Annotated in this window: 23 protein-coding genes; 20 read left to right on the forward strand and 3 right to left on the reverse strand. The window is 40.3% G+C overall.

Annotated features, from left to right (window positions below):
• Nucleotides 1-156: 156 nt before the first annotated feature.
• On the forward strand, nucleotides 157-531 hold the full coding sequence (locus IE056_RS17055; RefSeq protein WP_189606198.1) for a hypothetical protein: 375 nt from the start codon (nucleotides 157-159) through the stop codon (nucleotides 529-531).
• Here the strand turns inward: IE056_RS17055 and hutH are convergent.
• Together hutH and IE056_RS17065 are read right to left on the reverse strand one after the other, a co-directional pair.
• Complete coding sequence (gene hutH, locus IE056_RS17060; protein WP_189606199.1) at nucleotides 528-2,036, reverse strand: histidine ammonia-lyase; 1,509 nt, start codon at nucleotides 2,034-2,036, stop codon at nucleotides 528-530. The genes IE056_RS17055 and hutH overlap by 4 nt on opposite strands.
• A 19-nt stretch (nucleotides 2,037-2,055) precedes the next feature.
• Nucleotides 2,056-3,576 (reverse strand): NAD(P)H-hydrate dehydratase, encoded by a 1,521-nt coding sequence (locus tag IE056_RS17065; RefSeq protein WP_189606200.1) that lies wholly within the window; start codon nucleotides 3,574-3,576, stop codon nucleotides 2,056-2,058.
• A 142-nt stretch (nucleotides 3,577-3,718) separates the two neighbouring features.
• Between IE056_RS17065 and gcvT the strand changes: the two genes are divergently transcribed.
• From gcvT to IE056_RS17105, 8 genes are all read left to right on the forward strand, one after another.
• Nucleotides 3,719-4,801 (forward strand): glycine cleavage system aminomethyltransferase GcvT, encoded by a 1,083-nt coding sequence (gcvT, locus tag IE056_RS17070; protein ID WP_189606201.1) that lies wholly within the window; start codon nucleotides 3,719-3,721, stop codon nucleotides 4,799-4,801.
• Nucleotides 4,802-4,806: 5 nt separating this feature from the next.
• A complete protein-coding gene (locus IE056_RS17075) occupies nucleotides 4,807-5,622 on the forward strand; it encodes a sugar nucleotide-binding protein (RefSeq protein ID WP_189606202.1) in 816 nt (271 codons plus the stop codon).
• Nucleotides 5,623-5,701: 79 nt separating this feature from the next.
• The gene (locus IE056_RS17080) at nucleotides 5,702-5,989 is read left to right on the forward strand and encodes a 4a-hydroxytetrahydrobiopterin dehydratase (protein ID WP_189606203.1); all 288 of its coding nucleotides are present in this window, start codon (nucleotides 5,702-5,704) and stop codon (nucleotides 5,987-5,989) included.
• Nucleotides 5,990-6,057: 68 nt separating this feature from the next.
• Nucleotides 6,058-6,783 carry a YebC/PmpR family DNA-binding transcriptional regulator gene (locus IE056_RS17085; protein ID WP_189606204.1) on the forward strand — a complete coding sequence of 242 codons (726 nt, stop codon included), beginning with the start codon at nucleotides 6,058-6,060 and terminating at the stop codon, nucleotides 6,781-6,783.
• Between the two features lie 88 nt (nucleotides 6,784-6,871).
• Nucleotides 6,872-7,774 carry a cation diffusion facilitator family transporter gene (locus IE056_RS17090; protein WP_189606205.1) on the forward strand — a complete coding sequence of 301 codons (903 nt, stop codon included), beginning with the start codon at nucleotides 6,872-6,874 and terminating at the stop codon, nucleotides 7,772-7,774.
• 156 nt (nucleotides 7,775-7,930) lie between these two features.
• Complete coding sequence (locus tag IE056_RS17095) at nucleotides 7,931-8,659, forward strand: NYN domain-containing protein (RefSeq protein ID WP_189606206.1); 729 nt, start codon at nucleotides 7,931-7,933, stop codon at nucleotides 8,657-8,659.
• 5 nt (nucleotides 8,660-8,664) lie between these two features.
• Nucleotides 8,665-9,129 carry an SRPBCC family protein gene (locus IE056_RS17100; RefSeq protein WP_189606207.1) on the forward strand — a complete coding sequence of 155 codons (465 nt, stop codon included), beginning with the start codon at nucleotides 8,665-8,667 and terminating at the stop codon, nucleotides 9,127-9,129.
• 38 nt (nucleotides 9,130-9,167) lie between these two features.
• Nucleotides 9,168-10,016, forward strand: a complete 849-nt coding sequence (locus IE056_RS17105) for a pirin family protein (RefSeq protein ID WP_189606208.1) — start codon at nucleotides 9,168-9,170, stop codon at nucleotides 10,014-10,016.
• A 145-nt stretch (nucleotides 10,017-10,161) separates the two neighbouring features.
• Here IE056_RS17105 and IE056_RS17110 read toward each other — a convergent pair whose 3' ends face one another.
• Nucleotides 10,162-13,344 (reverse strand): cytochrome c biogenesis protein, encoded by a 3,183-nt coding sequence (locus IE056_RS17110; RefSeq protein WP_229793805.1) that lies wholly within the window; start codon nucleotides 13,342-13,344, stop codon nucleotides 10,162-10,164.
• Nucleotides 13,345-13,470: 126 nt separating this feature from the next.
• Here IE056_RS17110 and IE056_RS17115 point away from each other — a divergent pair, with 126 nt between their 5' ends.
• The 11 genes from IE056_RS17115 (at nucleotide 13,471) to IE056_RS17165 (ending at nucleotide 25,786) form a co-directional block, all read left to right on the forward strand.
• On the forward strand, nucleotides 13,471-14,235 hold the full coding sequence (locus tag IE056_RS17115) for a Rossmann-like and DUF2520 domain-containing protein (RefSeq protein ID WP_189606209.1): 765 nt from the start codon (nucleotides 13,471-13,473) through the stop codon (nucleotides 14,233-14,235).
• Nucleotides 14,219-14,728 (forward strand): KdsC family phosphatase, encoded by a 510-nt coding sequence (locus IE056_RS17120; RefSeq protein WP_189606210.1) that lies wholly within the window; start codon nucleotides 14,219-14,221, stop codon nucleotides 14,726-14,728. The genes IE056_RS17115 and IE056_RS17120 overlap by 17 nt, the downstream gene beginning before the upstream one ends.
• Entirely contained in the window at nucleotides 14,728-15,054 is a 327-nt protein-coding gene (locus IE056_RS17125) for a DMT family transporter (protein ID WP_189606234.1), read from the forward strand. The genes IE056_RS17120 and IE056_RS17125 overlap by 1 nt, the downstream gene beginning before the upstream one ends.
• A 3-nt stretch (nucleotides 15,055-15,057) precedes the next feature.
• On the forward strand, nucleotides 15,058-15,978 hold the full coding sequence (locus tag IE056_RS17130) for a geranylgeranylglycerol-phosphate geranylgeranyltransferase (protein ID WP_189606211.1): 921 nt from the start codon (nucleotides 15,058-15,060) through the stop codon (nucleotides 15,976-15,978).
• A gap of 2 nt (nucleotides 15,979-15,980) precedes the next feature.
• Nucleotides 15,981-16,568, forward strand: a complete 588-nt coding sequence (locus tag IE056_RS17135) for a Maf-like protein (RefSeq protein ID WP_189606212.1) — start codon at nucleotides 15,981-15,983, stop codon at nucleotides 16,566-16,568.
• Nucleotides 16,569-16,648: 80 nt separating this feature from the next.
• A complete protein-coding gene (locus IE056_RS17140) occupies nucleotides 16,649-17,188 on the forward strand; it encodes a mechanosensitive ion channel family protein (RefSeq protein WP_189606213.1) in 540 nt (179 codons plus the stop codon).
• 71 nt (nucleotides 17,189-17,259) lie between these two features.
• Entirely contained in the window at nucleotides 17,260-19,755 is a 2,496-nt protein-coding gene (locus tag IE056_RS17145) for a PIG-L family deacetylase (RefSeq protein WP_189606214.1), read from the forward strand.
• A gap of 162 nt (nucleotides 19,756-19,917) precedes the next feature.
• Nucleotides 19,918-21,597 (forward strand): sodium:solute symporter family protein, encoded by a 1,680-nt coding sequence (locus tag IE056_RS17150; RefSeq protein WP_189606215.1) that lies wholly within the window; start codon nucleotides 19,918-19,920, stop codon nucleotides 21,595-21,597.
• Between the two features lie 5 nt (nucleotides 21,598-21,602).
• Nucleotides 21,603-22,577, forward strand: coding sequence for a Gfo/Idh/MocA family protein (locus IE056_RS17155; protein ID WP_189606216.1), 975 nt, complete (start codon nucleotides 21,603-21,605; stop codon nucleotides 22,575-22,577).
• 154 nt (nucleotides 22,578-22,731) lie between these two features.
• Nucleotides 22,732-25,386 (forward strand): PAS domain S-box protein, encoded by a 2,655-nt coding sequence (locus tag IE056_RS17160; protein WP_189606217.1) that lies wholly within the window; start codon nucleotides 22,732-22,734, stop codon nucleotides 25,384-25,386.
• Between the two features lie 16 nt (nucleotides 25,387-25,402).
• Nucleotides 25,403-25,786 (forward strand): response regulator, encoded by a 384-nt coding sequence (locus IE056_RS17165; RefSeq protein ID WP_189606218.1) that lies wholly within the window; start codon nucleotides 25,403-25,405, stop codon nucleotides 25,784-25,786.
• Nucleotides 25,787-25,857: the final 71 nt, after the last annotated feature.

Raw genomic sequence — 25,857 nt, forward strand, 5'->3', positions numbered from 1 at the left:
CTAATAGAAAGTCCTTCAAAAATCATGTTTTGAAGGACTTTTTTATTCCCTACAGTAGATCTGAAAATACAAACTGCCAACTTAAATTTGTATTAATATCTTCTTCGTTTCAGGCAATTGTGGTATTTTCACAACTATCAATGCCCTACTCAGAAAATGTCAAAGAAATATGAACTTGATTTTGGTATCGTCAGAATTTTTGACAATATCCTGATTTCCGAATTAAACGAAGGGATCCTTTTTGACGTAGCTAGTAACCGTCAACTGCTGGATATTGGCACTCAGGAATTTCATGGAAAACCATACGGCTATATTTCGAACAGAATTTTTTCTTATGCTGTAGATCCGCTGGTATACAGGGAATCTGCAAATCATACTTCTTTAAAAGCGATTGCTGTGGTAACAAATAACGAAATAGGTTTGAAAGCTGCCCAACTGGAACAAAATTTCTATAAAAAGGACAGGTTTAAAGTTTTCACTTCCTATAAGGAAGCCCTTGCCTGGATGAACGGCACACTGGCCGACTTTTAATTAAAAATGTGTTCAGATTTTATCGCATAGTTATTAATAAATTCTTTTGACTTTTGAATAAAGGGAGCCATCACCACATCTTCTTTTACCAATGGCACTTCTTTTCTAAACTCTTTTATCACATCCTGAAGAAAAGGTGAAGTTTTATGCGGTCCTCTGTACGACAATGCCTGCGAAGCATTAAATAATTCTATAGCTAGAACGGTAGACACATTTTCCAGCACCTTAATCATTTTTGTTGCCGAATTTGCGCCCATGCTCACATGATCTTCCTGCCCGTTTGAAGAAACAATAGAATCAACACTAGCGGGAGTAGCCAGTTGTTTGTTCTGGCTCACGATACTTGCTGCAGTGTACTGCGGAATCATGAATCCGCTGTTTAATCCGGGAGCATCCACTAAAAATGCCGGACCACGTAATCCCGAAACCAGCTGATAAACCCTTCTTTCGGAAATATTCCCGAGCTCTGCCATCGCTATTGCCAAATAATCCAGCGTCAAAGCCAGGGGTTGTCCGTGGAAATTCCCTCCTGAAATGATCTTATCTGCATCCACAAAAATATTCGGATTATCGGTAACCGAATTTATTTCAGTTTTGAAGCATTTATACACAAAAGAGATCGTGTCCCTGGTCGCTCCATGCACCTGCGGAATGCACCTGAAAGAATATGGGTCCTGAACATTGTCTTTATGCTGTTTTGCAATCTCACTGCCCTCCAGAAACTGCCTAATTCGCCCTGCCGTTTTGATCTGGCCACGATGCGGCCTTACCATATGAACCAGCTCATCAAAAGGATCTGTATTACAATCAAAGGCATCTATGGAAAGTGCACCAATCGCATCTGCCCAATAGGATAATTTATAGCTTTCCAGCAGAGCATAGATTCCGTGGGCACTCATAAACTGAGTTCCATTTAGCAGTGCAAGCCCTTCTTTCGATTGAAGCTTTACAGGTTCCCACCCAAATTTTTTCAGGATTTCTTCAGAAGGAATAATTTTTTCTTCGTAATAAACCTCCCCTTTTCCAATAAGCGGCAGGGACATATGCGCCAAAGGAGCCAAATCTCCCGAAGCCCCCAAAGATCCCTGGGAATAGATCACCGGAAGAATGTCATAATTATAAAATTCAACCAGCCGGTTTACAGTATCCATAGAAACCCCTGAATGTCCATAGCTCAATGACTGGATCTTCAACAGCAGCATTAAACGAATAATAGGTTTGGAAATCATTTCTCCGGTTCCACAGGCATGGGACATCACCAGGTTTTCCTGAAGCTGAGTGAGGTTTTCGGTAGAAATTTTCACATTACACAAAGAGCCAAAGCCGGTATTTATTCCGTAGACCGGAGTTTTATTTTCCTTTATCTTGTCATCAAGATATTTCCTGGCTTTTTCGATATTGATTCGTGCCTCATCACTTAAAGCTAATTTCCTCTTACCGGTAATAATACTGTGAATTTCTTCCAGGTCCAATACAGAAGAAGAGATGTAATGATGTTCGCTCATAATGAAGATTTCTTAAAAATTAGGCGTTTGGTGTACTAAAAAGATCAAGATAGGCAGCACCGATATGTTGTGCAATATCTCCCGCTATTAATCCCTGATAGCTAAGCTGATTTACCGCAATATCTCCTGCTTTGCCGTGCAAATATACTCCAAAAACTGCGGCTGTTAAAGGATCGTAACCCTGGGAAATTAAACCTGTTATGACGCCGGTTAAAACATCTCCGCTTCCTGCAGTGGCCATCCCGGGATTTCCGGTGCTGTTTATGTAAATATCCTCTTCAGTTACTGTAATAGTGCGGGAGCCTTTGATTAAAAGCACCACCTTATGCTCCTTTACAAAGGCACGGGCCATTTCCAGTTTCTCAAAATCGTCTTCCCAGCTGCCCACTAATCGCTCCAGTTCCTTGGGATGAGGCGTTAAAACAGAATCCTTTGGAAGTTTTTTTAATAAATGTTTGTTTGCAGCCAATAGGTTTAACCCGTCTGCGTCTATGACCATCGGCTTTTCGGTTTTCTCCAGTAAAGCTTCAAAAGCCTGTAAAGTTTCGTCACTTTGCCCCACTCCTACTCCAAAACCTATAACGGAAGGTTCCAGATCAAAAACGATATCCGTTAAATGTTTTTCAGCTTTATCAGTGATGACCATTGCCTCCGGAAGCAGGGTTTGCATAATTTCATATCCACATTTCGGAACGAAAACCGTTGCCATTCCCGCTCCTGCTCTTAAAGTAGCCGTAGCTGTAAGGCTTATGCTTCCTATTTTCCCATAGCTTCCCCCTACCAGTAATGCATGGCCATAGGTACCTTTATGAGTAAATTCCTCCCTCGGAATATACATGGCTTTTGCCTCCTGCTTCCTGATAAGATGGGCACTGGTAGGAGTTTCTATTAGATAATTCCTATCCAGCCCTATATCTATTACCTGCAGGTCTCCTGCAAATTTTCCAGTATCGGGCAGGTAAAACACCAGTTTTGGCGCCTGGAATGTAAGCGTAAAATTAGCCTGGACCACTGCATCTTGAGCCTTTGTAGGCTGATCTGCAAATAATCCCGAAGGCATATCTATTGATAAAACAAAAGCCTGTGAACTATTGATGTGCTTTATCAAATTTGCCACCCAGTCCACGAGAGGCCTGTTCAGCCCTATTCCAAAAACTGCATCTATGACAAAATCCTCCTTTTTTATTTCGGGAAAATCATCTTCACTCTTTAAAAGTATCGGCCAGTTTTTAGTAGTATTTTTTACCTTGTCATAACTTTTCAGAAAATCATCGGATCTTTTATCGCTGTAGTTTACAACGTAAATAGTGACATCGTAAAGATGTTCAATGAGATACCTACCTATTACAAGTCCGTCTCCTCCATTATTTCCTATTCCGCAGAAAATTTTAATAGGTCCGCCGCTACCTTCAAGCCGTTTATGAATTTCCTCAAACACCAGCTTTCCCGCTCTTTCCATCAATTCATCTGAAGAAATTCCCTGTTTACTCACAGTTTGTCTGTCTGCTTCCTTTATTTGCTCTGCTGAAAATATTTTCATTGAAGTTCCGTTTTTAGTATGCCTTACAAATATAGAATTTCAAACTCTCCTGAATTCAGGTTTTAGATTTTCTTCTGAAATTTTACCGCTTTTCGGCATTATCCTTGCTTAAATTGAATAAATTTGCGCAAAATTTAAACATATGAAAGACACAGCCCTTACTTCAACCCATATTGCTCTTGGTGCCAAAATGGTTCCATTCGCCGGATTTAATATGCCTGTATCATACGAAGGCGTTAATATTGAGCACGAAACGGTAAGAAAAGCGGTAGGAGTATTTGATGTCTCTCACATGGGTGAATTTCTTATTACAGGAGAAAATGCCCTCGCCCTTATTCAGAAAATAGGATCTAATGATGCCTCCAAGCTGGTTGACGGAAAAGCGCAATACAGTTGTATGCCCAATAATGAAGGAGGAATTGTAGATGATTTGATCATTTACAGGTTTAATGAAGAAAAATATTTACTGGTAGTAAACGCTTCCAATATTGAAAAGGACTGGAACTGGATCTCGCAGCACAACACCATGGATGCTACCATGCGTGATCTTTCAGACAATTATTCACTCCTTGCCATCCAGGGTCCAAAAGCTGCTGAAGCTATGCAGTCATTAACCAGTGTGAACCTTACCAATATTAAGTTCTACACCTTTGAAGTAGCTGAATTTGCTGGTGCAGAAAATGTAATAATTTCTGCTACGGGCTACACCGGAAGTGGCGGATTTGAAATATATGTAAAAAACGAAGATGCCCAGACTGTTTGGGAGAATGTCTTTAAAGCCGGAGCCGATTATGGCATCAAGCCAATAGGTTTGGCTGCAAGAGACACCCTGCGCCTGGAAATGGGATTTTGTCTCTATGGAAATGATATTGATGACACTACTTCCCCAATCGAAGCAGGATTAGGCTGGATCACCAAATTCACCAAAGAGTTTGTAAATTCTGAAGCACTTAAGGAACAGAAAGAACAAGGTCCTGAAAGAAAACTTGTCGGTTTCCAGCTGGAAGACCGTGGGATCCCAAGACAGGGATACGATATTGTAGATGACAGTGGTAATATTATAGGCACTGTTACTTCAGGAACCATGTCACCTTCCCTTGGAACAGGGATTGGAATGGGTTATGTTCCTGCAGGAATGGCCACACCGGGATGCAAGATCAATATTCAGGTACGTAAAAAAGCCCTTCCTGCAACAGTGGTCAAAATGCCATTTTATAAAGGATAATTTTATTGAAAAAAATATTGATTTTAGGAGCAAGCGGCTTTATTGGCAATGCCTTATATAAAGAGCTGTATCCTTATTTTGATACTCACGGCACCTATTTTACCGATGATGCTCATTTCGCTAAAAACCATAAATTCCATCAATTTGACCTGGAACAGGAAAACGTGCGTATTTTGTTGGAAAACCTTCGACCCACCGTCATAGTTTCTTCGGTAAGGGGAAATTTTGATGCCCAGGTGGCGATGCATTTTGAAATTATTAATTATATCCTGAATAATAAGTGCAAACTCATCTTTCTTTCTTCAGCAAATGTTTTCGATGCTTTTACCAATTATCCATCTTATGAATACGACAAAACATTATCCCAGAGTGTTTACGGCAGGTTTAAAATAAAGATCGAAAATGCACTTTTACGATTGCCAAACCATAAATATGTCATTGGCCGCGTACCAATGATCTATGGAGCAAATTCTCCCCGGGTACTGAAACTTAAAAGGCAGATCAAAGAAAAAGAAGCCGTAGAAGTGTTTTCTAATGTTGTGGTAAATGCTACTACAGAGGCTAAACTTACCCAGCAAATCCATTATATCATTAACCGTGGCAGGCAGGGGGTGTTTCACCTGGGAAGTAATGACCTGGTACACCATAATGACCTTGTTTCAGACATCTGCGAAATACTGGGAGAGAAAAAGCCGCTGTTGAAAAATGTGTATGATTCAAATTTTGACCGTTTTCTCGCAGTTCTACCAAAAGATAACCTCCTCCCAAAAAACTTGCAGATATCTGTTCAGGAAGTGGTGAAAAATTCTCTGGTGAAATAAGGCTTCACATTTGTTTCCTGCTTTTTTGGTTTCCCACTATTCATATACCTATCTTTAAGTACTTTTAAAAAACAATTATATGAGCAAATTAAGCGAAGGAGAAATCCAAAACAGGCTAAAAGAACTGGATGGCTGGGAATATAAAGAAGATGCCATTCACACTTCCTTTGAGTTTGAGAATTTCAAGGAAGCCTTTTCGGTAATGGTGCGCATAGCATTTGAAGCCGAAGCACAACAGCATCATCCCGAATGGCGAAATGTTTATAATGAACTCACTATCTCCCTTTCTACACATGATACAGGCGGAGTAACCGAAAAAGATTTTAAACTGGCACGGACTATTGAAGAAATAGTTGACGCAGGTTAATTATCTCCTCAAAGCTTCTTCTTTTAATAGAACGTTTTTTCTATTTTTGCCGAAGAATCATAATTTATATGGGAAGAGCATTTGAATTTAGAAAAGCGCGTAAAATGAAGCGTTGGTCGGCAATGGCCAAAGCGTTTACCCGCATTGGAAAAGATATTGTTATGGCTGTTAAGGAAGGCGGACCAGACCCGGATACCAATTCCAGGCTACGGGCTGTTATCCAGAACGCCAAGAGTGTGAATATGCCCAAAGACAATATTGAACGCGCCATCAAACGTGCGTCCGACAAAAGTCAGGGGGATTATAAAATTGTGCTTTTTGAAGGCTATGCCCCTCACGGGATTGCCGTACTTGTAGAAACTGCAACAGATAACAACAACCGTACAGTGGCCAACATTCGTTCGTACTTCAACAAATGTGACGGAAACCTCGGGACTTCAGGATCTGTGGAATTCATGTTTGACCATACCTGTAATTTCAGGATTCCTGCTGAAGGACTTGATGCCGAAGAACTGGAACTGGAACTAATTGATTTTGGTGCCGAAGAAGTATTTGAAGATGAAGATGGAATTTTGATCTATGCTCCGTTTGAAAATTTTGGAGCCATTCAGAAGGAACTGGAGAACAGGGATATTGAGATACTTTCTTCAGGATTTGAAAGAATTCCGCAGGTCACTAAAACACTTTCTGTCGAAGAAACAGCCGATGTGGAGAAACTCCTCGAAAAACTGGAGGAAGATGATGATGTACAGCATGTATATCATACCATGGAAGAAGCTTCAGAAGAAGAATAGTACTTACTAAAGACATTAACTGAGAAAGATTTGGGTTACTCCAAATCTTTTTTATTTTTCACAAGTCAAGTTCCGGCACAAAGAACAGATGGAGAATCAAAATCATAAAAATGCCATTAAAGCTTCCTACCTGAGTATCCTGGGAAATGCCTTACTGGCCATTATCAAGGCTGTCACTGGAATTTTCGGAAATTCGTATGCATTGATTGCAGATGCCATTGAATCTACTACCGATGTGTTTGCATCACTCCTGGTACTTTTTGGCTTAAAATATTCTTCGCGTCCAGCCGATGAAAACCATCCTTACGGTCACGGAAAAGCAGAACCTCTTATCACCTTTGCTGTTGTTGGATTTCTTGTGATCTCCGCAACCATTATTGCTTACGAAAGCATTGAACACATTAGGACGCCTCATAAAATACCGGAATCCTATACCCTTATTGTGCTTGCAGCTATAGTGATCACAAAAGAGCTTTTTTACCGGTTTATATCTAAAAAAAGTGACGAAACCAAAAGCACCTCCTTAAAGGCCGATGCCTGGCACCATCGCAGTGATGCCATCACTTCTTTAATGGCCTTTATCGGAATTTCTATTGCTATTTTTATGGGTAAAGGCTATGAAACAGCCGATGACTGGGCGGCTTTATTGGCTTCGGGATTTATCCTCTACAATGCATATCTCATCCTAAGGCCTGCTTTGGGGGAAATCATGGACGAACATTTATATGATGATATGGTAGAAGAAATTCGCACCTTATCGCAGAAGGAGCCTGGCGTAATTGAGACTGAAAAATGCTTTATCAGGAAAACCGGAATGACCTTTCATGTGGATCTTCACGTGATCGTGAATGGTGAAATAAGTGTCACAGAAGGCCATGAAATTGCACATAATTTAAAAAACAGACTTCTGACAGCCATGCCTGAAATTGCCGATATCCTTATCCACATAGAACCCGAAGACACAGAACATTCGGAGTTTCCACGGATATGATGTATAGCTGAAGCTTTCAGTTTTACATAAATTATTTCTTCTTTCCTCCTACTTCGGAAAATTGCCCGGGGAAGCTTTAAATTAACTTTAGCTTTTAACATTCCGGCTTCAGAAGTTATTTAATTATCTTTAAAAACTTAAACAGAACAAAATTTAATGGAAGTAAGATTAGCAGTTTTAATAGATGGAGATAACATTCCGTCAGCTTATGTAAAAGAAATGATGGAGGAGATCGCCAAATACGGGAATCCTACCATAAAAAGAATATACGGTGACTGGACAAAGCCGCATTTGGCCAAGTGGAAAAATGTGCTGCTTGAAAATGCCGTGAACCCAATACAACAGTATGGATATACACAGGGGAAAAACTCTACAGATTCAGCGATGATCATAGATGCTATGGACATCCTGTATTCAGAAAAAGTAGATGGATTTTGCCTTGTTTCGAGTGACAGCGATTTTACCCGTTTAGCCACACGGTTAAGGGAAGCAGGAATGAATGTGATTGGGATTGGTGAAAAGAAAACGCCCGATCCTTTTATAGTAGCCTGCGACCGTTTTATTTATATCGAGATCTTAAAAGGACAGGGTAAAGATCAAACCACCAAGGAAAAGGAAACCAAGAAAAGTGATGTGGATAAAATTACTTCAAAAGTAGTACGATTGATCTCTTCCACAATATCAGATGTTGCCGATGATGATGGCTGGGCTTTTCTTGGAGATGTAGGAAGTTTACTTCAGAAAAAACAACCGAATTTCGATTCCAGGAATTACGGATTTCAAAAGTTAACCCCTATGATTAACTCTATTGACAAATTTGAAATAGAATCCCGGGAAAATCAGCGTGGCAAATACAAGCTTATTTACGTAAGGAATAAAGAATAAAGACCATGGCAAATATCTACCATCAGGTTTTAATAGATGCCCCTGCAAAGAAGATCTATGAGGCAGTGACTACACAGGAAGGGCTTTCCAAATGGTGGATTAAAGATTGTATGGCAGAGCCTAAGGTAGGCCATGTTAATATCTTTAGACGTTCCAATGGGGTTACCAACAAGATGAGGGTAAAGGAATTGAACAGGAATGAATTCGTACAATGGGAATGTGTAAATGAAGCCGATGGCTGGAGCGGAACAGAACTTATGTTCGAGATTTCCTCAAAAGGTGACTTGAGTTGTCTTGATTTCAAGCATTGTCATTATAAAGATGCCAATCAATTGTATGCCATCTGCAATTACCACTGGGCCCGGCATTTATCAATGCTGAAGCAGTATTGCGAGACGGGAGAGAACCAGATTGATGAAGAGAAAGAACAAAAGGAACAGGAGGATATTCGCAGGGCCCATAGCTCCTAAAGAGATTGAACAACCACAGGAACAAAAATTTATATATTTTGAGAACAGTAAAAAGAACATACAAGGCAGAATACCGACCCATCGCAGATTTGATCACCTATTCTCCAATGCCCACTCGCTCATTGGATATGATAGATCCATTTTTATTTTTGAACCATCACGGACCCCAAAAATATCAGCCGCATAACAACGGATTGCCATTTGGGCCTCATCCTCACCGCGGAATGGAAACTGTCACCTTCATTCTCGATGGAGACATCGCCCATAAAGATTCCGGCGGAAATAAGAGTGTCATAGAAAGCGGCGGTGTGCAATGGATGACAGCGGGTAGCGGACTGATCCATGCAGAAGTTTCTTCTGATAAATTTAAAGAACAGGGCGGAGATCTTGAGATCCTTCAGCTGTGGGTAAACCTTCCGGCAGAACGAAAAATGACTGCCCCGGCCTACAAGGGAATACAAAAAGATGGAATACCGGTTACTACCATGGATGATGGAAAGGTAACTGCGCAGGTAGTTTCCGGAAATCTCAACGGCACCACTGGTGCTTTTGAAACTCTTTCTAATGTTACTCTGAGTACAGTCTTTTTTGAAGCAGGAGGGATTTTTAAAACAGAAGTTCCGCAGGAAAACAATATTCTCTGCTATGTTATTAAAGGGGAAATTAAAGTGAACGGAGAAATTGTTGGTCCGTTGAACCTGGTGGAATATAACAACGACGGAGATCAACTGCATATCGAAGCCCTCTCTGATGTTACTTTGCTATTTGGCCATGCAAAACCATTTGATGAACCTGTAGTGGCAAGAGGACCTTTCGTAATGAATACGGAAGAAGAAATTGAACAGGCTTATGAAGATTACCAGAACGGAAAGCTGGGAAAATGGTAAACTCTGACTTTGCCTGAAATAGGATGACTGTAGAAATATAAAAATTCCTGCATTTAACCAGGATCATTTTAAAACTAAAAAAGGACAGAAAAAATAAATTTTTCCTGTCCTTTTTTAGTTTTGTTTTATTAAGAACTTTTGAGATCTACTCCTCCATTCTTTTTCTATTTCCTTTAACGTAATATTTCTGAAATCTGAAATAAGATAGTGCCCCCAGAATGGCAACTACAGCAATAGAGTAATAAACGAAATTAGGGGTGATTACCTGATCTCCACTGGCATAGGAATGTAATCCTGATAGGTAGAAATTCACTCCGAAGTAAGTCATCATAATACTTGCAAAAGAAATCACAGCCATAAGGTTAAACAACCATCGGCTACGAAGTCCAGGTACGAGCCTCATGTGGATTACAAAAGCATAGACCATGATACTTACCAGGGCCCAGGTTTCTTTTGGATCCCAACCCCAGTAACGACCCCAGCTTTCGTTAGCCCATTGCCCTCCAAGGAAATTCCCGATGGTTAACATAACAAGACCTATGGTTAGTGCCATTTCTGTAATAATAGTGATCTCTTTGATCGTAAGGTCCATCTTCGCCTTATTACGGTCGTTGGTAAGGATCATAAGGATCAATGCCACTGCTCCCAGGATCATTCCCAAAGTAAAGGGTCCGTAACTACCTACAATCACCGAAACGTGAATCATTAGCCAGTATGAATCCAGTACAGGCTGCAGGTTCGCAATAGAAGGATCCATCCAGTTCCAATGAGCGATCATAAGGATCATAGAGGTCACAAAAGCCGTAGAAGCGATAGTAAGGTCACTCTTCCTTCCGAAAAGGAGTCCGAATAACATCGTCGCCCACGCCACATAGATCATTGATTCATACGCATCACTCCAGGGAGCATGGCCCGAAATGTACCAGCGTGCTATCAATCCTGCCGTATGCAGCACGAACAAAATAATAATAGCAATCGCACTAAATTTAATAGCACCTCTCAGGAATTTATTGTTTTTAAAGATCTGTACGATCACAAATACAAGCATCAACCCTCCCGCAAGCATATACATCCAGAATAGGTTCCGGAAAATATCATATTTATTGTATAAAACTTCCGTCTCTATCCTCTCTTCGGAAGGCATTACTTCACTTCCAAATTTCTTCTGAAATCCACTGATGCTTTCCAGGAACTCGTTTGCCTGGTTATAATCTCCCGATTGTTTCGCCGTTTGCAGGGCATTTAAATATAACGGAAGAATTTGCTGGGTGTACACCGAATCCATTCCGGTTAAGCCTGCTTCCTCTTTCGCTTCGGAATAGGAAACCCACTTATTGTTCTCATGCTCCGGCACAGGGAAAATGCGAAGAATTTCACCCTGCAAAGCATTGTAAAGAAGGTTCACCCTACGATCGGTCTCAATAAAATCCTTCTGAAATTGATTTGGAACCGCTGCCTGATAAGCACTTTCAAGGTACGGACTCAGTTTATAGTTCCCTTTTTCATCAAAGAAATGGGTAAGTGCAAGAAATTCTTCATCTTCCGAAACTCCGGCAATATGCCTGATGCTGTCATTGTGCTTTTTCACTTTTATAACCGGAACATTATACCAAATGGTAGGATTTTCGGTCATGGAGATCAAAACCTGATCTGATGTCAATCCTTCATAATCTGAACTTTTACTTAACTTCCGAAGTAATTCAGAAGAATATGTGTTAACGGGTTTCATCCTTCCGCCGGCATCCTGAATAACCAGTTTTCCAAACTTTTCGGCATGTTCTTCAGCAACAACATTAGATTTTATAACAGAATCTATGCGTGCTTTCGGGATGTGGAGCGGGGAATTTTGATGTTCATGTTCCTGCTCCTGAGCAAATCCCGATGTACTGATCAAAATTGCCGCAAGGACGGTGGTGATTTTATTTTTTTTCGATTTCACTTTATCCAGCAATCTTTTTAATTGTCCAAACCTGGAGCCATTATCAAATAAAATCCACATAAGTCCAATGTATAAAAGTGTGTACCCAATATATGTGATCCAGGTTCCCCAGAAATCATGGTTTACAGAAAGAACGGTTCCCTTTTCATCCGGGTCGAATGAGGCCTGGAAGAACCGGTAACCTTCATGATCCAGTACGTGGTTCATGTAAATTTCGTAAGGCCATGATTCACCGTCGTCTACCACCTCTACCTTACTTTTAAAAGAAGAGTAACTTTTCTCGGTTCCGGGATATTTTTCAGCTATAAAATCGTTCAGTTTAAGCGCAAACGGAAGTTCAAACTCCTTTGAACCATACTGTACATAGAATTCCAGCCCCCCAAGGTTGAGCTTCTTTGGATCATTAATAATTCCTTTTCCACCCAGCAGTGAAACAGTTTGAGATTCCCCATTGCTGGACACTCTCAATTTTACAGCATCCTGCTGCCCCTGCTCCTTGACCTCTGTAGGAATAACGTCATATACGCCTTTCACAACAGGATCTGGAATTACAAACTGCATTCCGGCCATATTATAAAGGGACCTTAGCATTAAAGTTTGTGTAGAATCTGGTGTCACCCCACCTGTTGCCTGGTCGGCCATACGCAAGTAAGTACCTTCAAATGGCGAATAGATCTTATACTCTCCGTCGTCCAGCGTAATATTGATCGCGCCCTCTGCCGGTTTATTGAAGGTGAAAATAATGTTGTGGATATTTGAAGCTTCCCCTTCTTTAAGGTAATGATCATGTCGGTTTCCACCACCTGACTCTACAATCTTCAGGTAATTTTCTCCGGCGGGATCTTCTACCAGGCCTTCTTCCGCACCATGAATATATTCTACTACTTCCAGTTTTACCGGCTGGCCATTATAATCTGTATTAAAAGTAAGGTCGTTCGCTGCACCGGGAGCTAAAAGAACTTCTTCCTGCACCACTCTTCTTCGTGGCTCTCCGTTCATTTCCCCATCTATAAAAGTGGTTAAATAGGTTTTTTCTGAAAGAAATGTGTTTTCTGTGGCACCTTCACGAATAGGCATTATACCTTCATAACTTATATACCGGGTAACAAAAGCCCCAACAAGGATGAGGATAAATGAAATGTGAAGTAATAAAGTAGACCATTTTTCACGCTTATGCAGCCGGTAGCGTACAATATTACCGGCAAAATTTATGACAAAAAACACCATAATTACTTCAAACCAAAGAGCATTATAGATCCAAACCTTGGCTGTTGCTGTACTGTACCAGTTCTCAATGAAAGTCCCCAGTCCTAAGGCTACAGCAAAAACTATAAATAAGACTGCCATTAAGCGGGTTGAAAAGAGGATAGAAGCTATTTTTTTTTGCATTAGGGAGTACTTTTAAATCGGTGCGAAATTAACGAATTTTAACTGTTTAACCGCCCATTTCTAAACAGTATTTATGCCAGAAGGTTGTTAATTTTAAAAAGCTGATTTTTTTGGTAATTTAGCCGGATGATCAACGTGGTACTTTTAGGCACAGGAAACGTGGCCACCCATTTATTCCAGGCTTTTTCAACTTCTGAAGAAGTAGTGGTAATTCAGGTATACAATCATTCTGAAGCCAGTCTTCTTCCGTTTTCGGAAAAAACTGCTGTAACTACTTCCCTGCAGGAACTTAAGGAAGCCGATATTTACCTCATGGCGTTAAAGGACGACATCATTGTAGAGATTGCAAATAAACTTCAGGAGAGAAATGGATTAGTAGTACATACTTCCGGAGCAGTTCCGCTCAACGCGTTGGAAAAATGCCGGAGAAGTGGTATTTTTTATCCACTTCAAACTTTTTCAAAAGACCAGCCGGTTGACTATTCAGAAATTCCGTTCTGCCTTGAGGCGAAAATTCCTGATGATTTAGAACTATTAAAAGATCTTGCTTCGGGAATTTCCCGGAATTATTATGAAGTTGATTCTTCTCAGCGAAAAAAGCTGCATCTGGCTGCTGTTTTTGTATGTAATTTCGTCAACCACTTATATACTATAGGGGAGGATATATGCAGGAATAATGAACTTCCTTTCGAGATCCTGCAACCGCTTATCAAGGAAACGGCCGAAAAAATAACCCGCTCCTCACCAAAGGAGGTACAAACGGGCCCCGCAAAACGGGGAGATAATTCTACTATTAATGCCCATTTAGAACTAATCGCGTCTCCCTCAGACAAAGATATTTATCAATTATTAACCAAAGCAATTAAAACTTCCCATGGAAAAAAGTTATAAAGAATTTTTATCGCAGATCACTACCTTTATTTTTGATGTCGACGGAGTACTAACAGATGGTTCCATCCAAATAAGCACCGACGGAGAACTACTGCGAACCATGGATATTAAAGATGGATATGCCATGAAACATGCACGTGAAAAAGGCTACACCATCTGTATTATTTCCGGAGGAAAAAATGAAGGCGTGCGCCACCGACTCAAAGGTCTTGGAATAACAGATATTTATCTTGGCTGTGCAGATAAAGTTGAACAGATGGAAGAATTTTTTGATATCTACGAAATTGCTCCCGAAAATGTGCTTTACATGGGTGATGATATCCCCGATCTTTACCCTATGCGCAAGATTGGAATGCCGTGCTGCCCCCAGGATGCAGCTTCAGAAATTAAGGAAATTTCAAAATATATATCCCATAAAAAAGGTGGAAAAGGCTGCGTGAGAGACGTGATTGAACAGGTCCTGAAGGTTCAGGGAAAATGGATAGAGGAATAATGAATTGGCTGCTACTGGTTATCGCAGGGTTATTTGAAGTGGGATTTGCTACCTGCCTGGGTAAAGCGAAAGAAACCACGGGCAATACAGCCCTTTTCTGGATGATGGGATTTTTTATTTGCCTGTCCATAAGCATGACTTTATTATATAAAGCTACCCAAACCCTTCCTATAGGCACGGCGTATGCTGTTTGGACCGGGATTGGAGCCATGGGAACTGTGATTGTGGGTATCTTTCTGTTTAAAGAACCCATTCATTTTTGGCGACTGTTTTTTCTTTTCACCCTTATTGTCTCCATTGTAGGCTTAAAATTTGTTTCTAATTAATTTATGCCGGTAAAAGCTTTTCTGAAACTTATACGGATCCCGAACCTTTTGATGATCATAGGGACCATGGTACTGGTAAAATATTTCCTTTTCGCACCTTTCAACATTGCTGTTACTTTAGACACTTTCGAATTCTTTTTACTCGTTTTCTCGATGGTGGTACTGGCGGCTGCGGGAAATATTATCAATGATATCCACGACGTCAACACAGATACTATTAACAAACCGCATAAACAAACCATAGGTAAGGAAATTTCAGAACCCGTTGCTTACAACTGGTTTATAGCACTAAACATTTGGGGGGTAGGAATTGGTTTCTATCTTTCAAATCTCGTGGGCAAACCAAGTTTTACAGCACTGTTTATTATTCCCTCTGCATTACTTTATTTGTATGCCACCCAAATCAAAAGAACGATTTTGGTAGGAAACCTTGTAGTGAGCATCATGGTAGGGATGATCATTGTGATGGTGGGAATTTTCGATTTGTATCCTGCCATTACTTCTCAAAACCGCGACACCCAGAGAGTCATTTTTTCGATCCTCATTGACTACGGAATTTTTGGCTTTCTTGTGAACTTTCTTAGGGAAATGGTAAAAGATCAGGAGGATATAAAAGGAGATTATAACGCCGGAATGCAAACGCTGCCGGTGGTTTTGGGAAGGGAACGTACCAATAAGATCATATTTCTGGCAGCCTTGTTTCCTATTGCGGGAGTTCTTTACTACATTTATGAATATTTGTATGAAAATCAACTGGCAGTAGCGTATGCCCTGTTTCTAATACTGGGGCCACTACTCTACTTTCTGGTAAAAATAACGACGGCTAAAACAAAAAAGCAGTATCATCATTTAAGTATGTTACTAAAGCTGATTTTGGCCTTCGGATTAGTTTCCATAGGACTTTACAGATTTATTTTACTCTAATTATGCTGAAAGAAAAACTTCAAGACTATCATATTATCCTTGCCTCGGGATCACCCCGTCGCCAGCAATTCTTTACAGATCTCAACTTAGAATTTGAAATACGCCTGAAACCTGTTGAAGAAAACTTTCCGGAACATTTAAAAGCTGCTGAAATCACAGATTTCCTTTCTGAATTAAAAGCTGATGCTTTTGAAGGAGATCTAAAAACCGGAGATATTCTCATCACAAGTGACACTATCGTTTGGCATGAAGGAGCTGCTCTTGGAAAACCGGCAGATGCTGCTCAGGCGTTTGAAATGATCAAATCCCTCTGCGGAAAAACTCATGAAGTGATCACCTCGGTCAGTTTTCGCACTCCCGAAAGAAAAAAAACAGTGAATTCCACAACCCGGGTTAGCTTTAGTGAACTTTCCAATGATGAAATTAAGTATTACATTGATGAATACCGTCCTTTCGACAAGGCAGGAGCCTACGGAATTCAGGAATGGATAGGCTTAATAGGAATAGATCACATAGAAGGAAGCTATTATAATGTGGTAGGTTTACCTACAAATCTGGTATATAAAACCCTCCTGGAATTCACGGATTAATTCCCAATAACATCCCGATAGAATTGCAGCGCCCGATTGATTAATGAATTATCTTTGCCAAAAATCTGAAGTTTCCAGCAATGAGTGAATATTTTTTAGCAAACCAAAATCCTGTTATCTATACAGCAATTATCCTGCTGATACTTTTTATTTTCAGAAACGTCCTTAAAAGATCTGCCAATAGAATTGGTAATAAAGGAGATCTTCACGTAACAAGAATTCGGTTGATGTTCAAATACATCAACATTCTTGTTACCATTATAGCCATTTTTGCACTGGCTTTAACATGGGGATATGACACCAGCCAACTGGCTGTGATATTTTCTTCAGTTTTTGCTATTATCGGGGTAGCTATGTTTGCCATCTGGTCGATGCTGAGTAATATCACAGCGGGAATCATTCTGTTTTTTTCCTTTCCGTACAAAATTGGCAGCAAGATCAGGATACATGATAAAGAAATGCCTGTGGAAGCCGTAATAGAAGACATTAGAGCTTTTCACCTGCACCTTCGTACCATGGAAGGCGAACTCATCACCTATCCCAACAACCTCATCCTTCAAAAAGCGGTTTCTTTGATTGAAAGGGAATATCATCCCGATGAAGGAAAGGATGCACTATAACAAAATCATGAAATAGTGCAGAGGAATAGGTAATCTTATTATATTTGGAGGGATTCAGAAATAAACCTCTAATGCGAAAGATTTTATATTTTGTTGTATTTCTATTCTTTTCAATTTCTTACGCTCAGCAGCCGGAAAAATTAAATTCTTCAGAAATTTTTAAAAAGATCCAGAAACTGAATTTTCTGGGTTCTGTTCTATATGTTGCAGCACATCCCGATGATGAAAATACCCGCCTCATTTCATATCTGAGCAATCACCTGAATGCACGAACCGGATATCTTTCCATTACTCGTGGTGATGGCGGGCAAAACCTAATTGGACCCCAGCTACGGGAACTTTTAGGAATTATTCGCACCCAGGAACTTCTGGCTGCACGACGTATTGATGGCGGAGAACAATTCTTCACCAGGGCCAATGATTTTGGCTACTCCAAACATCCCGAAGAAACGCTGGAGATCTGGAATAAAGATGAGGTCTTAAAAGATGTCATTCACAGGATAAGAACTTTTAAACCCGATGTGATTATCAACAGGTTTGATCATACTACCGCGGGAAGCACTCATGGACACCACACTTCTTCAGCCATATTAAGTGTGGAGGCTTTTGAACTTGCAGGAAAGGATTCATCATTAGATTTGGCAGCACCATGGCAGCCAAAAAAGCTGTTTTTCAATACTTCTCCCTGGTTTTATGAAAGTCAGGAAGCATTTGAACAAGCCGACAAATCAGATTTCATAGAATTTAATATAGGGCAGTATTTTCCGTTGATTGGATTATCAAATACCGAGATCGCCTCCCTTAGCCGAAGTCAGCATCGTTCCCAGGGATTTGGCAGTACTGGATCCCGCGGTAAACAAACGGAATATATTAAGCTCATTGCCGGCGAGCATCCTAAAAACACAAATGATCTTTTTGCCGGGATAAATACTACCTGGAGCAGGATTGACGGCGGTAAAGCGATTGGAGACATTCTTTATGCTGTAGAGGAAAACTTCGATTTTCAAAATCCATCTCAAAGTATTCCTGAACTGGTAAAAGCTTATAAACTTATTCAGCAATTGCAGGACGATCACTGGAGAGATTTAAAATCTGAAGAAATTAAAGAAATTATAGCAGCCTCTGCAGGTCTTTTTCTGGAAGCAGTTGCAGAAAATCCTGCTGCTACACGAGGAGAGGAAATTCAGATAAACCTTGAAGTCATCAACCGGAGTGTTGGAAACATGAACCTGGTTTCTGTGGAAATTCAGAATCTCAAAGAAAATCTTACGCCACAAACTGCGCTTCAGAATAATGAGGACTGGCAGGAACAAATATCTGTCAAAATTCCAGAAAATGCAGCTTACAGTACTCCGTACTGGTTGAAAAACGAAGGAAGCCTTGGGATGTACAAAGTCGAAAACCCGGAACTGATTGGAAAACCTGAGACACCCGCTCCATTTAAAGCTATTTTCACCATTGAAATTGACGGAATTTCCATTCCTTTTGAACGGGAACTTGTTTACAAAAAGAATGATCCTGTTTTCGGAGAAATGTATCAGCCTTTTGAAATAATACCGAAAGTCTCCCTTTCTCTGCTGAACAAAGTAGAGATCTTTGCGGATTCCTCCTCTAAAGTAATTCCTGTAACCGTTAAAACTGCAAAGGCTAATTTAACCGGAACCCTGCAACTCGATCATCCTGCTTCCTGGAAAGTTTCTCCCGATTCTTACCATTTTAACCTTTCAGAAAAAGGAGAAGAAAGAACTTTTATGTTTACAGTAACTCCGCCTCAAGGACAGGAAGAAGCTGTCGTGAGACCTGAAGTCATTATCGAAGGCAAAACATTTTCAGATGAAATCGTACAGATAGATTTTGAACATATTCCGCTGCAAACTCTGGTGCTGCCATCTGAAGCAAAACTGGTAAAGCTGGATATTCAGAAAAGAGGAAAATTAATTGGATATGTTCAGGGTGCCGGGGATGTGGTTCCGCAGGCCCTGGAACAGATTGGTTATCGGGTAATAACCATAGCTCCCGAAAATATTTCTGCAGGAAACCTGGAGAAATTTGATGCCGTGGTGATGGGAATCCGGGCCTATAATGTCGTAGATGAATTAAAGTATAAGCAGGAGGATTTATTATCGTTTGTAAAATCGGGCGGAAACCTCATCATTCAATACAATACCAACCATGGATTAAAAACGAACTATTTGGCTCCTTTTCCTTTAAAATTATCCCGGAACAGGGTTACCAACGAAGAAGCCGAAGTGAGGATCCTTGCCAGCGAACACCCGGTAGTCAATACTCCGAACAAGATTACCCCACAGGATTTCGAAGGCTGGGTGCAGGAGCGCGGACTCTATTTTCCGGAGGAATGGTCTGAAGAATTCACACCTGTTCTTTCTATGAATGATGCAGGAGAAACTCCTAAAAATGGAAGTTTACTGGTAGCCCCTTATGGAAAGGGGCATTACATTTACACCGGACTCAGTTTTTTCAGGGAGTTTCCTGCGGGAGTGCCGGGAGCATTCCGGTTATTCGCAAATATGATCTCCCTGGGTAGGCAGGAAGAATATAACAAGTAATTGATCAGATGGAACCAACACAAAGAAATTCAGCACAAGATACAGGGGATTTACCTCCCAAACCTGAAAAATACATCTGGAAAAAATCCTATACGATGGTGTTAATTGCAAACGCAGCCTATATTCTTCTTTTTTATGTTCTAATGAATATATTTACCTGATATGCTGACAATCGACTGGATCGTTCTTATTGGAACCCTTATTTTTATTGTTAGTTACGGATCCTATAAAACCCGTGGCAGCAAGAATGTCCAGGATTACATAAAAGGAGGTGATGACACGAAGTGGTGGACTATTGGACTTTCTGTAATGGCCACACAGGCAAGTGCCATAACCTTTTTGTCTACGCCCGGCCAGGCGTTTCATGACGGGATGGGGTTTGTGCAGTTCTATTTTGGTCTGCCCATTGCCATGATCATTATTTGCATGGTATTTATTCCTATTTATCACCGGTTAAAGGTATATACTGCGTATGAATATCTTGAATCGCGTTTCGACCAGAAAACCAGGACCCTTACAGCTGTATTGTTTTTGATCCAGCGGGGGCTTGCAGCTGGAATCACCATTTTTGCCCCTGCAATCATTCTTTCGGCAGTACTGGGCTGGCATCTCACCACCCTCACCATCCTCATTGGAGTTTTGGTGATCATTTATACAGTTTCGGGAGGGACGAAAGCAGTGAATGTGACTCAAAAACAGCAAATGGCCGTCATTTTTATAGGTATGTTTGCTGCTTTTTTCCTCATTATAAGTTACCTCCCCGATAATATTACTTTCACCAATGCACTGGAAATCGCCGGTGCCAGCGGCAAACTGGATATTCTGGATTTTTCATTTGATTTTGACAACAGGTACACCTTCTGGAGTGGAATGATTGGAGGGACGTTCCTGGCCCTCTCCTACTTCGGAACAGACCAAAGTCAGGTGCAGCGATATCTCTCCGGAAAAGATGTGCGTACGAGTCAGATGGGTTTAATTTTTAACGGACTTCTCAAAGTACCCATGCAGTTTTTCATTCTTCTGGTTGGAGTGATGGTGTTTGTATTTTATCAGTTCAATTATTCCCCTCTGAATTTTAATCCGGCGGCGACAAACGCTGTCCATAATTCAGAATATTCGGCACAATATCAAAATCTGGAAGAGGAACATAGGGAGATACAGCTTCAAAAACACCAGAGAACTTTACAATATGCTGCAAATTCAGAGACCGCTTCAGAAGATAAATTTAAGGCTGAAATGTTGCAGTTCAATGCTGCAGAAATGGCAAAACGCGAGGAAGCTAGGAATTATATTGAAGGTCTCAAGAAAGATGTGGAAACCAATGACAAAGATTATGTCTTCCTTCATTTTATACTGAACAATCTTCCACGAGGACTTATCGGGCTTTTACTGGCTGTCATTCTTTCTGCTGCCATGTCTTCCACAGCATCTGAACTTAATGCCCTTTCCACCACTACAGTCATTGACCTTTACAAGAGAAATATCTCTCAGAAACCTGATCAGCATTACCTAAAGGCTTCCAAATGGTTCACCCTGGGCTGGGGAGTTATCGCCATTGGATTCGCCAGTTTAGCCGATCTTTATGACAACCTGATTCAGCTGGTAAATATTATTGGATCCATTTTCTACGGTAATGTACTGGGAATATTTTTACTCGCATTCTTTGTGAAATACGTGAAAAGCAATTCGGTTTTTATTGCTGCCATTATTACCCAGGTTGCCATCATCATCATTTTTAAAATGGATATAATGCCCTACTTATGGCTGAACTTGGCCGGATGTGGACTGGTAATGGGATTGGCTCTCATGCTACAGGCGATCATGCAACCTGCAAACAACTAAAGACCATGAAAAAAAATAAAATAAAATGGGGAATTTTGGGCCCCGGAAGGATCGCGGGAAAATTTGCTCTTGGCCTTACCCATGTAAAAGATGCAGAATTGTATGCCATTGGCAGTAGATCACTTCCACGAGCCGCAGCATTTGCAGAAGAATGGAAAGCTGCAAAGGCCTATGGTTCTTATGAAGAAATGCTACAGGATGAAGCGCTTGATGTAGTATATATCGCTACTCCACATGTTTTTCATTTTGAGCATACGCTGCTATGCCTTAGACATAAAAAAGCGGTTTTATGTGAAAAACCTTTTGCCATGAACAGGCAGCAGGTGGAACAAATGATCGCAACGGCCCGGCAGGAAAATGTATTTTTGATGGAGGCCATGTGGACACAATTTTTGCCACATTTCCGGTTTGTCATCGATTTGCTTAAATCCGGAAAGTATGGCAGGATCAAAAATCTGAAAGCTGATTTTGGGTTCAGTGCTCCTTTCAATGCAAAAAGTCGGCTTTTCAACAAGAAACTTGGTGGAGGAAGTTTACTAGACATAGGTATATACCCGGTTTTTTTAGCCTTAAGCACACTTGGCAAACCTGAGAAGATCACAGCCAAAGCAAACATAGGTTCTACCTCGATTGATGAAGACTGCGATATCATCTTCCATTACCCTGATAATGTAAAAGCAGAAATTGGCAGCAGCATCATCAAAAATACTCCTACTACTGCTGTTCTGGAACTTAAGGAAGCAACCATACTTATCCATTCCCGCTTTCACGAACCTTCCACTATTAGCATTACTTCGGAAAAAGGTATTGAAACCAAAGAATTTGGAGTGACCTCTAATGGCTACAATTTTGAAGCAGAACACGTTCAGGAAATGCTGAAAAAGGGACAGATGGAAAGTGTTCAAATGACCTTTTCCAAAAGTCTTGATCTCATCTCCCTTTTGGATGACATTAGAAACCAGATTGCATTAGAATATTAACCCCACTTCTCAAATCAAATTATAAAGAAAAGTTAATTTTAATTTCTTCCTTAAGGTGAGCCTATAAGACTTTATCTTTGGTAGGTGAACCTTTCAAAAAAGCTTATATTAGTAGCTTTTTAGATTCACGAAATTCCTGATAAGAAAAGAATATATGAGTAATCCTCACGGGCTTTCCAAGAACCTTCATAGTATCACAGAAGAAGCAAAGATTTTTGCCCGTTCTATTACAGATACTATTCGGGAACCAATCCTGATACTGAACAAGGATTTCCAAATCGTATCTGCCAGTGAGAGTTTTTACGTCAGGTTCAGGATTGAGTCCGATGTAGCTGAAGGCACCTTGGTTTTTGAACTGGACGATGACCAATGGGATATTTCTGAATTAAAAAAATTACTTCAGAAGGTAATCAAAGAGCAGAAAAGCTTTAAGGATCATCAAATCACTGCAAATTTCCGAAATCTTGGCTGTCGTTCGTTTCTTGTCAATGTCAACCTTTTAAACACCAGGTCTCATGACGCCCCTCTTGTGATCATCTCCTTTAAAGAAGTTATTATTCCATTTCCCGAACTTCAGCAAAAGGAATATCTAAAAAAGCTTCAGAATATCCTTGAGAATGCACCTGCGATGATATGCATTGTAAAAGGCCCTCAGCACATTTTTGAGGTTGCCAACGAACATTACTATCAACTTATCGGAAAACAAGACATCATTGGAAAACCGGTAAGGGAAGTTTTACCGGAAGTAGAAAACCAGGGGTTCTTTGAAATACTGGATAATGTTTATACTTCGGGAAAACCATTTATTGGGAATGAGGTGCAGATAAATCTGGAGGTTGGAGATAATAAATATAAAAATTCTTTCCTTGACTTTGTATATCAGCCCATGCTGGATGACAATGGAGAAGTTGATGGGATTTTTGTTCATGTAATAGATGTAACAGAAAAAGTAGAAGTCAGGAAAAAAGTAGAGGAAAATGAATTCCGACTTAAAAATTTAATTGATACTGTACCTGCGATCATCTGGATCACCACCAAAGATGGATACAGTACTTACCTGAATGAGAACTGGTACAAATACACCGGACAAAATGCAAGGGAGGCTGAGAACTTCGGCTGGCTGGAAGCTGTACATCCCGAAGATAGAGACGAGGCAGGAAATCAATTTTTAGATGCCAGTAAACGAAGAAAATCCTACAGTTACACTTATAGGCTGCGCACGGCAAGTGGCGAATATCGTTGGGTACGGGACAGAGGACAACCTAAATTTAATGCCGCGGGAGAATTTGAAGGAATGGTTGGAACTGTACTGGAAGTTCACGAAGAAAAGATCAAAGAACAGCAAATACAAGAAAAAGAACACCGTATTCGCAACATTGTAGAAGAGGCTACTGTGGCAACAGCCGTTTACACCGGTAAAGATCTAAAAATAGAAATAGCCAACGAGGCCATGATAAGGCTTTGGGGCAAAGATAAAGCAGTGGTTGGAAAAAACCTGCCACAGGCACTTCCTGAGCTGGAAAACCAACCCTTTTTTGAAATTTTGCAAGAGGTATATTCTACCGGTAAAATTTACTGGGGTCAGGAAGACAAGGTTGATTTGATGATTGACGACCGAATACAAACCGGATATTTCAATTTTACCTATAAACCATTACGTGATGAAAAGGGGGAAATTTACGGCATTCTGAACATGGCCCTCGATGTTACAGAAAACGTCAAGTCCAAATTATTATTAAAAGAAAGCGAATCCTATTTTCGGCAAATAGCCGATTTAATGCCCGATAAGGTCACCAATACAGATGAGGAAGGAAACTTTCTCTATTTCAATCAAAACTGGTTACAATATTCCGGACTTAACAGTGAAGAATTAAATTCCAGGTTCTGGACAGATTTGATTCATCCTGAAGACCGGGAACTTTTTGCTAAGAAATGGCAGGAATCCCTCAATACCGGAAGAAACTTTGAATTTGAGGCCCGCTTCCGGAATAAATTTGATAAATATCGCTGGCATTTAAGCCGTGCAGAAGCTGTTCGGGAAGAAACAGGAAACATTAAAATGTGGATTGGAACAAATACCGAAATTCATAAAATAAAGGAAGAAGAAAAGCGTAAAGAAGACTTCCTGAAGATGGTGAGCCATGAGCTAAAAACTCCCGTTACTTCCATTAAAGGCTACGTTCAGTTGTTATTGAGTATGGTAAAATCGGGACAGAAAAAAGACTTTTCCAGCTTACCCCTGGCTCCTTCTCTGGAACGTATAGATCACCAAATCATTAGGTTGACAAGATTGATTTCTGAAATGCTTGACCTTTCCAGACTGGAAGAAAATAAGCTCGAGCTTCAAAAAGAAGTTTTCAGTATCAATGACCTGGTGACCGAAACAGTACAAGATATCAACTATACAAATACACAGCATAAGATCGAGATCATTCATGATTACAAGTGCAGTATCTTTGCAGACAAGGACAGGATTGGGCAGGTTTTAATCAATTTCATCACCAACGCAATAAAGTATTCACCCGAGAGTCAGGAGATACTTATTAAAATCCAGAAAGCCAGGAATAATAAGGTTTCCGTGAGTGTAAAAGATCATGGAATTGGAATTGACAGGAAAAATCATAAGAACATATTCAAACGCTTCTACAGGATTGGTGGAAAAAGCGAGGAAACATATTCAGGTTTTGGAATAGGTTTATACCTTGCAAATGAAATAATACAGAGGCATAAGGGACATATAGCTGTAAAAAGTAAAAAAGGGAAAGGTTCAGATTTTAGTTTTATATTATCTGTAGCTTCAGAAAAATAATAGTAAAAACAAAAAAATGGCAGAAAATACGAGAATTTTAGTGGTAGATGATGATTCGGGCATTGGTGAAATGCTGAAAACTTTACTTGAATTTTATGGATTTGAGGTTACTGTTTCAGAAAAGCCCGATGAAACCGAAGAAATAATTAAGGAAAAGAACATCGACCTGGTGATGCTGGACATGCTTATTTCTGGAGTCAACGGAACCGATGTCTGCGCCCGACTTCGGAAAAATGAGGCTACTTCCGAAATTCCCATTTTGATGATGTCTGCCCTTCATGACGCAGGGCTGAAATGCAGGAATGCAGGTGCTAACGATTTTATTGCCAAGCCTTTTGAAATGGAAGATCTTATTGCAAAGATCAACAAAATTCTTGATAAAAAGGAATCGCAGTCTTAAACCACAGCCAATCCAAAACAACCCAAATAAAAAAGTGACTGCCTGAAAAGTGATTTTCAGGCAGTCTCTTT

Origin of the sequence: Salinimicrobium marinum (assembly GCF_014651535.1) — a bacterium.
GTDB classification, from domain to species: domain Bacteria; phylum Bacteroidota; class Bacteroidia; order Flavobacteriales; family Flavobacteriaceae; genus Salinimicrobium; species Salinimicrobium marinum.

What these genes read in the sequence shown, in the direction of transcription:
- IE056_RS17055 (WP_189606198.1), top strand. Translation starts at nt 157, where the DNA reads ATGTCAAAGAAATATGAACTTGATTTTGGTATCGTCAGAATTTTTGAC.
- hutH (WP_189606199.1), bottom strand. Translation starts at nt 2,036, where the DNA reads ATGAGCGAACATCATTACATCTCTTCTTCTGTATTGGACCTGGAAGAA.
- IE056_RS17065 (WP_189606200.1), bottom strand. Translation starts at nt 3,576, where the DNA reads ATGAAAATATTTTCAGCAGAGCAAATAAAGGAAGCAGACAGACAAACT.
- gcvT (WP_189606201.1), top strand. Translation starts at nt 3,719, where the DNA reads ATGAAAGACACAGCCCTTACTTCAACCCATATTGCTCTTGGTGCCAAA.
- IE056_RS17080 (WP_189606203.1), top strand. Translation starts at nt 5,702, where the DNA reads ATGAGCAAATTAAGCGAAGGAGAAATCCAAAACAGGCTAAAAGAACTG.
- IE056_RS17085 (WP_189606204.1), top strand. Translation starts at nt 6,058, where the DNA reads ATGGGAAGAGCATTTGAATTTAGAAAAGCGCGTAAAATGAAGCGTTGG.
- IE056_RS17090 (WP_189606205.1), top strand. Translation starts at nt 6,872, where the DNA reads ATGGAGAATCAAAATCATAAAAATGCCATTAAAGCTTCCTACCTGAGT.
- IE056_RS17095 (WP_189606206.1), top strand. Translation starts at nt 7,931, where the DNA reads ATGGAAGTAAGATTAGCAGTTTTAATAGATGGAGATAACATTCCGTCA.
- IE056_RS17100 (WP_189606207.1), top strand. Translation starts at nt 8,665, where the DNA reads ATGGCAAATATCTACCATCAGGTTTTAATAGATGCCCCTGCAAAGAAG.
- IE056_RS17110 (WP_229793805.1), bottom strand. Translation starts at nt 13,344, where the DNA reads ATGCAAAAAAAAATAGCTTCTATCCTCTTTTCAACCCGCTTAATGGCA.
- IE056_RS17115 (WP_189606209.1), top strand. Translation starts at nt 13,471, where the DNA reads ATGATCAACGTGGTACTTTTAGGCACAGGAAACGTGGCCACCCATTTA.
- IE056_RS17120 (WP_189606210.1), top strand. Translation starts at nt 14,219, where the DNA reads ATGGAAAAAAGTTATAAAGAATTTTTATCGCAGATCACTACCTTTATT.
- IE056_RS17125 (WP_189606234.1), top strand. Translation starts at nt 14,728, where the DNA reads ATGAATTGGCTGCTACTGGTTATCGCAGGGTTATTTGAAGTGGGATTT.
- IE056_RS17130 (WP_189606211.1), top strand. Translation starts at nt 15,058, where the DNA reads ATGCCGGTAAAAGCTTTTCTGAAACTTATACGGATCCCGAACCTTTTG.
- IE056_RS17135 (WP_189606212.1), top strand. Translation starts at nt 15,981, where the DNA reads ATGCTGAAAGAAAAACTTCAAGACTATCATATTATCCTTGCCTCGGGA.
- IE056_RS17140 (WP_189606213.1), top strand. Translation starts at nt 16,649, where the DNA reads ATGAGTGAATATTTTTTAGCAAACCAAAATCCTGTTATCTATACAGCA.
- IE056_RS17145 (WP_189606214.1), top strand. Translation starts at nt 17,260, where the DNA reads ATGCGAAAGATTTTATATTTTGTTGTATTTCTATTCTTTTCAATTTCT.
- IE056_RS17150 (WP_189606215.1), top strand. Translation starts at nt 19,918, where the DNA reads ATGCTGACAATCGACTGGATCGTTCTTATTGGAACCCTTATTTTTATT.
- IE056_RS17155 (WP_189606216.1), top strand. Translation starts at nt 21,603, where the DNA reads ATGAAAAAAAATAAAATAAAATGGGGAATTTTGGGCCCCGGAAGGATC.
- IE056_RS17160 (WP_189606217.1), top strand. Translation starts at nt 22,732, where the DNA reads ATGAGTAATCCTCACGGGCTTTCCAAGAACCTTCATAGTATCACAGAA.
- IE056_RS17165 (WP_189606218.1), top strand. Translation starts at nt 25,403, where the DNA reads ATGGCAGAAAATACGAGAATTTTAGTGGTAGATGATGATTCGGGCATT.